This is a genomic window from Pseudoflavonifractor sp. HCP28S3_F10, assembly GCF_052065415.1.
GTDB lineage: Bacteria > Bacillota > Clostridia > Oscillospirales > Oscillospiraceae > Pseudoflavonifractor_A.
In genome coordinates this window covers 53018-60823 of record NZ_JBQHUB010000017.1, presented here as the reverse complement: position 1 = coordinate 60823, position 7806 = coordinate 53018, and the positions used below count along the sequence as shown (strand labels likewise).

Annotated in this window: 6 protein-coding genes; 2 read left to right on the top strand and 4 right to left on the bottom strand. The window is 63.0% G+C overall.

The genetic code is table 11. The features are described from left to right. Positions 1–115 precede the first annotated feature (115 nt). The 4 genes from ACTNBZ_RS08850 to murI form a co-directional block, all read right to left on the bottom strand. On the bottom strand, positions 116–1399 hold the full coding sequence (locus tag ACTNBZ_RS08850; RefSeq protein WP_441209305.1) for a glycosyltransferase family 2 protein: 1284 nt from the start codon (positions 1397–1399) through the stop codon (positions 116–118). 310 nt (positions 1400–1709) lie between these two features. Next, a complete protein-coding gene (gene argS / locus ACTNBZ_RS08845; protein ID WP_441209304.1) occupies positions 1710–3458 on the bottom strand; it encodes an arginine--tRNA ligase in 1749 nt (582 codons plus the stop codon). 54 nt (positions 3459–3512) lie between these two features. Further along, a complete protein-coding gene (locus ACTNBZ_RS08840) occupies positions 3513–3947 on the bottom strand; it encodes a DUF1934 domain-containing protein (RefSeq protein ID WP_441209303.1) in 435 nt (144 codons plus the stop codon). A gap of 98 nt (positions 3948–4045) precedes the next feature. Beyond that, positions 4046–4858 carry a glutamate racemase gene (gene murI, locus ACTNBZ_RS08835; RefSeq protein ID WP_441209302.1) on the bottom strand — a complete coding sequence of 271 codons (813 nt, stop codon included), beginning with the start codon at positions 4856–4858 and terminating at the stop codon, positions 4046–4048. A 212-nt stretch (positions 4859–5070) separates the two neighbouring features. Between murI and ACTNBZ_RS08830 the strand changes: the two genes are divergently transcribed. Beyond that, positions 5071–5490 (top strand): hypothetical protein, encoded by a 420-nt coding sequence (locus ACTNBZ_RS08830; RefSeq protein WP_441209301.1) that lies wholly within the window; start codon positions 5071–5073, stop codon positions 5488–5490. 136 nt (positions 5491–5626) lie between these two features. Next, positions 5627–7801: a Tex family protein gene (locus ACTNBZ_RS08825; RefSeq protein ID WP_441209300.1), complete on the top strand. Its 2175-nt coding sequence runs from the start codon at positions 5627–5629 to the stop codon at positions 7799–7801. The last annotated feature ends 5 nt before the right edge of the window (positions 7802–7806 follow it).

The window sequence follows — 7806 nt, the reverse complement described above, 5'->3', positions numbered from 1 at the left end:
TGATGATTTGTTTTAAAAATTTAGTTGTTTTATTCTGGGGGGGCGGTCTAACAAAAACACCGCGGGGGTCTGTTGCCGTGTGCGGGGCGACCCCGGACCCCCCCCCCGCTTCTTATCAGCTCTGGGACGGCAGGCGCCGGCGGCCGGCGCCGTGGTAAATGGGCTTCCACTCCACACGTTTGAAAAGCGCGGTGATGGAGATGGGGACATATGTGAACATGAAAAGGGGGAAGGTAAAGAGATAGAGGATCTTCTGAGTGGAGGAGGCGTGAATGTGCTTCCACTCGGCAGCGGTGGTCAGCAGACCGTAGAGGAAAAGTCCCATATAGAAATTGACCACGCCCATGCAGACAAAGCCGGCTGTCTCGTCGATGACCAGTTTGGCGATATAGGTGGATTCCCCCAGGCACGCAGCCAGAATGATGGCGTTGAACAGGATACCCAGCAGGGTCAGGAGCATGCCGGGGGCCACGGTCATCAGCATATCATAGCAGGAGAAGGCGGCGGCCGGCGTCTTGCTCCGGAAGCAGCCGCGGATCAGGCCCAGGCCATATTTCACGTCCACCTGAAAGAAGCCTTTGGACCAGCGCAGCCGCTGATCCCAGGACTGCTTGAAGGAGACGGGCTGCTCGTCGTAAATGACCGCCTTTTCACAGTAGCCGATCCGCTTGCCCTTCAGGGCGGCGCTGACGGAGAACTCGATGTCCTCGGTGAGCAGATGGTAGGGCCAGCCGCCATTCTCCCGGATCAGACCGGCGGACACCAGAAAGCCGGTGCCCGACACATGGCAGTTGGTGCCCAGGCGCATCCGGGGGCGGTTGAGGAATCGGGCCTCCCGCAGGAACCACAGGCCGTAGCCGGCGGAGATCCAGTTGTCGCCGAAATTCTTGGAGTTGCGGTAGCAGGTCAGGGCGTCGTAGCCGCCGCGGTCAAAGGTGCGGTTCATCTCGGCCACAAAATTGGGATCTACCTGATTATCGGCGTCAAAGATAAAGTAGCCATCGTACACGTCCCGGCCAGCGGAGCGCAGGCGGCGGAAAAAATAGTCCAGAGCGTAGCCCTTGCCCACCTGGATCTTGTTGAAACGCTCATACACAAAGGCGCCGGAAGCCCGGGCCACGCCAGCGGTGCGGTCGGTGCAGTTGTCGGCGATGACGTAGATATCCAGCAGCCGGGCGGGATAGTTCTGTTCTTTCAGACAGTGTATCAATTCCCCAATCACGTTGGATTCATTGCGGGCCGCAATGACGGCGGCGTAGCGGCGGAGCCGGACCGGCTCTTCGGGGGTATGGTCCCGTTCCCGGCGCAGGCCCAGGACCAGATAGACCAGCTGATAGGAATAGGCCAGGGTCAGGACGACGGCCAGCACAAAGTTGAACTCTTTTACAAATGACAGCATATTCATTTCCTCGATTTGACGTGGGGCGCACGGCCCCGCTGTGGTCTTGGAAGTTCTTCGGTGGCTATCATAACACCGATTTAAGAGATTACAAGGCCTTTTCAAAACAATTAATAAAATGTTAAATAATATGTTTTATTTTGTTCATTTTTTTTGGACAAAAGCAGACACTTACAGGATTGAAAATAGACTATTTTGACGTATAATATCCGTCAAAATAGTCTATTTTTCGGCAAAATAAAGTTGACGTAATAGAGTCCTGAAAGAAAGATCCCCCGTCCCGGGCAGGCCGGGACGGGGGAAGAGCAGATCACATTTTCTCGGGGGCGGACACGCCGATGAGAGTGAGACAATTGGCAATGACCAGGCGCACGGTGTCGGCCAGCTTGAGCCGGGCGGAGAGCACCTGGGGCGCCTCGCCCCGGATATAGCAGGCGTTATAGAACCGGTGGAAATCGCCGGCCAGGGCCAGAAGGTAGCGGTTGATCCGGCTGGGATCGAAGTCCCGGGCAGCCAGATGGATCTCCTCCGGGAGCTGGGCCAGGTTCTTGATGAGGGCCTTCTCCTCAGGGGTGGAGAACACGGCGGCGTCCACTCCGGCGGCGGCGGGGACGGGAGAGCCCTCCTCGGCCAGGCGGTGCACCAGGGAGCAGATGCGGGCGTGGGCGTACTGGACGTAATAGACCGGGTTCTCGCTGTCCTCCCGGACAGCCAGGTCCAGGTCGAAGTCCACCGGGCTGGTGGAGGAGCGGGAGTTGAAGAAGTAGCGGGCAGCGTCCACGCTGACCTCGTCCAGCAGGTCGTGGAGGGCGATGGCCTTGCCCGAGCGCTTGGACATGCGCACCGGCTTGCCGTCCTGCAGCAGGTTCACCAGCTGCATCAGCACCACCACCAGACGGTGGGAGCCGTCCAGGCCCAGCCCGTCCAGGGCAGCCTGGAGCCGGGCCACATGGCCGTGGTGGTCGGCGCCCCAGATGTTGACAGCCAGGTCGAAGCCCCGCTTGTCCAGCTTGTTGCGGTGATAGGCGATGTCGGCGGCGAAGTAGGTGTAGAAGCCATTCTGACGGCGGAGCACGTCGTCCTTCAGGTCCAGCTTGTCCACCTGCTCCTGAGTCTTGCCCTCGGCCATGTACTTCTTCTTGAGCAGCTCCGTGGTGTTGAGCCAGAGGGCGCCGTCCTTCTCATAGGTCCAGCCGTTGGCGGCCAGGATGCCCACCGTCTCCTCCACATAGCCGCTGTTGTGGAGCTCAGACTCGAAGAACCACTGGTCATACTCGATCTGATAGCGGGACAGGTCGGCCTTCATCTTGGGGATATTCACCGACAGGCCGTACTGGGCCATGGCGGATTCCCAGTCCTCCTGAGAGGTCTGGCCGGGGAAGTCGCCGGCCTGGGCCAGGAAGCCCCGGGCCAGCTCCTTGATGTCGTCGCCGTGGTAGCCCTCCTCGGGGAAGGGGTAGTTCTCCTCCCCCACGGTGAGCTGCATGCAGCGGGCGTAGATGGAGTGGGCGAACTTGGCGATCTGGTTGCCCGCGTCGTTGACGTAGAATTCCTTCCAGGTATCGAAGCCGGCCCGGGAGAGCACGTTGGCCAGGGAGTCGCCCAGTACGCCGCCCCGGGCGTTGCCCATGTGCATGGGGCCGGTGGGGTTGGCGGAGACGAACTCTACCATCACCTTCCGGCCATGGCCCTCGTCGCTCTTGCCGTACTCCATACCCTCCGCCTCGATCTGGGAGAGCACGTCTCCGTACCACTTGGCGCCCAGGAAGAAGTTCAGGAAGCCGGGACCGGCGATCTCCACCCGGTCGAAATAGCTGCCCGAGAGCTCCAGATGCCCGGCGATGGCCTGGGCGATGGCCCGGGGGGCCATGTGCATGGCCTTGGCGCCGGCCATGGCGAAGGAGGAGGCGTAGTCGCCGTTTTTCACATCCTTGGGGATGTCCACATTGGCCTTGACCTCCACGCCGGCGGGAAGGACCCCGGCGGCTGCCGCCCGCTCGTAGGCGGCCTGGGTGAGGGCGGACACCTGTTCGCGTGCCGCCTGGATCATATTCGACATAGCTGATTCCCTCTCATATCTGATCTGAATGATTGAAAGAAACGGGGGACGGAGTTATTTCCGTGCCTCCCGGATCTGAATCTCGAACTGGTTGACGCCGGCCACCGCGTGGTCGATCTCAATGTCGTAAGCGATGCTAATCTGACCACCCCGGCTGTCCACGTCGGCGGACATGGAGCGGGTATTGACTCCCACGGACAGGGCCCCGTAGGGCGTGTTGTACATGGACAGATGGCGGCGGCCCGGCTCAAAGACCATCTGGGAGCTGAATTCCCCCAGCCGCATCAGGGTAATGCGTTCCCGCTCGATCTGAAAGGTGGTCAGGGTACCCTCCATGCCGGTGACCTCGCTCTCCTGATAGCTCAGGGTGAAGGCGCCGTCCCCGTCGTGTACCAGCTTTCCCTCGGTCACCAGTTCGATGACGTCGTCGGGCTGCTGAGGGGCCGACTGGATTCCCCGGATGGAAATGATGACATTGTTCTCGTCCATGGCTGCGTGCCGCTCCTTGTCTGCCAGAAGCCCCCGCGGGGCCGGAATGTGAGCAATATTATATATGGAGAAAAGAAAACTGTAAAGTCCCCGGCGGGTCAATTTTGCCCGATCTCCACCTGGGAGACCTCGCCGCTCACATCCTGCTGCAGGAAAAGGGAGGCCAGGCGGGAGAAGCCCTCCACTCCATCGCTGACGAAATAGCGGCAGCTCCCCCGGGGACGGTCGGAGAGCTCTTCCAGCTCCCGCAGGCGGCCGGCCACCGCCCGGGCTCCCTCAGCCCCGGCGTTGATAAGGGTTACCTCCGGCCCCATGAAGGCGCCGATGACCCGCTCCAGCAGGGGATAGTGGGTGCAGCCCAGCACCAGGGTGTCCACTCCGGCCTCCTTCAGGGGGGCGAGGTACTCGGCCGCCACGGTCTCGATGACCACGTCGCCGGGCTCCACCCGGCCGTTCTCCACCAGCGGCACGAAGAGGGGGCAGGCCCGGGAGAGCACCTTGGTCTCCGGATTGGCCCCGGCGATCAGGCGCTCATAGGCGCCGCTGCGGATGGAGGCCTGGGTGCCGATGAGGCCGATCTTCCCGTTGCGGGTCCGGCGGGCGGCGGCCAGGGCGGCCGGCTCCACCACGCCCAGCACGGGGATGGGATTCTCGGCGGCCAGAATGTCCAGCGCTGTGGTGGACACGGTGCCGCAGGCAATGACGATGGCCTTCAGATCGAACTGGCGCAGAAAGGCCACGTCCTGTCTGGCGTATTTGATGATGGTCTCACGGGAGCGGGTGCCGTAGGGGACACGCCCCGTGTCTCCGAAATAGACGATATCTTCTCCGGGCAGCAGACGGGTCAGCTCCCGCACCGCGGTGAGCCCGCCCAGGCCCGAGTCGAACACTCCGATGGCTCTCTGGTCCACAAAAGTTACCTCCCGGCCGCAGTTCGGCCAAATAGACTGATATCCTTATAATGATATGCGAAATCCCCCGGATTGACAAGAGCTTTTTTTGACATCCCGCCAAATCATTCCCCCCGGTTTGACAACAGCCGCAAAGTTACTATAATATAATGATAGCAAGAGCGGCGGCGAGGGCCGCCGTTCCGGGTCACGACAGCAAGGAGGTTACTGAGATGAAGCTGGAACTGACGCAGAAACAATTCCGCCGTCTGCTGGACATGGCCTATATCGGCAACTGGATCCTGAATTCCACACGGGGCGACGACCGCTTCCGGGACTATGACGAGGTGGAGAGCCTGCTCTTTGCCCGGGCGCGGGAAGAGGGAATGGGCGTCCTGGCGGAGGACTGGAAGGGCGAGGTTGTCCCCTCCCGGGCCTTTGTGGAGGGCGGTATCCACGAGGCCATCGTGGAGTATGAGAACAACGTGTTTTTCGACATCCTGGCCGAGGACCTGGCCCGCCGGGACATGGACGACGTGCCCATCGACGAAAATAATTACGACGAGCTCACCCGGCGTATCGACGCCTATATCGCGGAGTTTGACCAGCACGGTACCGATAATATCCTGGTAGACAGCGACACGCTCCCCTGAACAGGGGGCGCGGACCGGGCCGCCGCGGACATCTGCCGTCCGCGGCGGCCTTTTTGCCGGTTCCGGCCGGCGGAGGATGGGACGTCCGTCCTTCCGGAGAAGAGCAGAGACATTGATTTACCAAAGGAGTGACCGCATGGAGAGCATCATTTCCATCCTGGCCCGGGAGCTGGGCCGGGACGCCGCCCACGTGGAGAACGTGGTCCGGCTCATCGACGAGGGCAACACCATCCCCTTCATCGCCCGCTACCGCAAAGAGCTTCACGGCGCCATGGACGACACGGCGCTGCGCACCCTGGCCGACCGGCTGCAATACCTGCGCAGCCTGGAAAAGCGCCGGGAGGAGGTCACAGCGGCCATTGAGAATCAGGGCAAGCTGACGGAGGAGCTCTCCGCCGCCATCGCCGCTGCCGCCACCCTGGCCGAGGTGGAGGACCTGTACCGCCCCTACAGGCAGAAGCGCCGCACCCGGGCCACCATTGCCCGGGAAAAGGGATTGGAGCCCCTGGCCGACCTTCTCTTCGCCCAGGAGCGGGACTGCCCTGCGCCTGAGAAGGCCGCCGCCGGCTATCTCGACCCGGAAAAGGGCGTGGAGACCGTGGCCGATGCCCTTCAGGGAGCCAACGACATCATCGCCGAGCGCATCAGCGACGACGCGGGCATCCGCAAGGCCCTGCGGGAGCTGATGCTCCGCCGGAGCATCCTGGCCGTGTCCGCCGCCGGGGAGGAGGACAGCGTCTACCGCCTGTACTACGACTTCCGCCAGAGCGTCCCCCGGGTGCAGAACCACCAGGTGCTGGCCATCAACCGGGGCGAGCGGGAGGGCTTCCTCAAGGTGAGCATGGTCACCGACCGGGAGCTGGCCCTCCCTCTGCTGCGGCGGCAGGTGGTGCGCCCCGGCTCCCCGGCCATGGAATTCGTGAAGGAGGCCGCCGAGGACGCCTATGACCGGCTCATTTACCCCTCCCTGGAGCGGGAGATCCGGAACATCCTCACCGAGCGGGCCGACGAGGGGGCCATCAAAATGTTCGGATTGAACCTGAGGCCCCTTCTCATGCAGCCTCCGGTAAAGGGCAAAGTCACCATGGGCTTGGACCCGGGCTATCGCAACGGCTGCAAGGTGGCGGTGGTGGACGGTACCGGCAAGGTGCTGGATACGGCGGTGGTCTATCCCACCTTCAATGAGCGGAAACGCCGGGAGGCCATCGACACGCTGAAGGCCCTGGTGCGCCGCCACGGGGTGGAGCACATCGCCATCGGCAACGGCACCGCCGGCCGGGAGACCGAGCTCATGGCCGCCGAGATGATCCGGGAACTGGGCGGCGGGGTGAGCTACATGGTGGTCAGCGAGGCGGGGGCCAGCGTATACTCGGCCAGCAAGCTGGCCGCCGAGGAGTTCCCCGACTACGACGTGAATCTGCGCAGCGCCGTGTCCATCGCCCGGCGGCTCCAGGATCCCCTGGCCGAGCTGGTGAAGATCGACCCCAAGGCCATCGGCGTGGGCCAGTACCAGCACGATATGCCTCAGGCCCGGCTGGACGAGACCCTCTCCGGCGTGGTGGAGGACTGCGTCAATGCGGTGGGAGTGGATGTGAACACGGCCTCGGCCCCGCTGCTCACCCGTGTGTCGGGCCTGAACAACACCACGGCCAAAAACATCGTAAAATACCGGGAGGAGAACGGCGCGTTCACCGCCCGAAAGCAGCTCCTCAAGGTCCCCAAGCTGGGACCCAAGGCCTTTGAACAGTGCGCCGGCTTCCTCCGCGTGCCTGAGAGCGGGAATGTCCTGGACAATACCGGTGTCCACCCCGAGAGCTACGCCGCCGCCGAGCGGCTCCTGTCCCTGTGCGGCTACGATCTGAAGGCGGTCAGGGCGGGGAATATCGGGGATCTGAGGGAACGTCTGGCCGGGTACGGCGAGGAGCGTGCGGCGGCGGAGTGCGGCGTGGGCCTGCCCACCCTGCGGGATGTGGTGAAGGAGCTGCTCAAGCCCGGCCGGGACCCGCGGGACGAGCTGCCCGCCCCCATGCTCCGCACCGACGTGATGGACATTAAGGACCTGAAGAGCGGTATGGAGCTCCAGGGCACCGTCCGCAACGTCATCGACTTCGGCGCCTTTGTGGACGTGGGCGTCCATCAGGACGGTTTGGTCCATATTTCCCAGCTCCCCCGGCGGGTGCGCCACCCCTCCGAGCTGCTCTCGGTGGGAGACGTGGTGACGGTGTGGGTCAAAGAGGTGGACGTGCCCCGCAAGCGCATCTCCCTGACTATGCGCCGCCCGGGCGGGGAGCAGGCCGCCGCGGAGCGTTAAGATGA

What these genes read in the sequence shown, in the direction of transcription:
- ACTNBZ_RS08830 (WP_441209301.1), top strand. Translation starts at nt 5,071, where the DNA reads ATGAAGCTGGAACTGACGCAGAAACAATTCCGCCGTCTGCTGGACATG.
- ACTNBZ_RS08825 (WP_441209300.1), top strand. Translation starts at nt 5,627, where the DNA reads ATGGAGAGCATCATTTCCATCCTGGCCCGGGAGCTGGGCCGGGACGCC.
- ACTNBZ_RS08840 (WP_441209303.1), bottom strand. Translation starts at nt 3,947, where the DNA reads ATGGACGAGAACAATGTCATCATTTCCATCCGGGGAATCCAGTCGGCC.
- ACTNBZ_RS08850 (WP_441209305.1), bottom strand. Translation starts at nt 1,399, where the DNA reads ATGCTGTCATTTGTAAAAGAGTTCAACTTTGTGCTGGCCGTCGTCCTG.
- argS (WP_441209304.1), bottom strand. Translation starts at nt 3,458, where the DNA reads ATGTCGAATATGATCCAGGCGGCACGCGAACAGGTGTCCGCCCTCACC.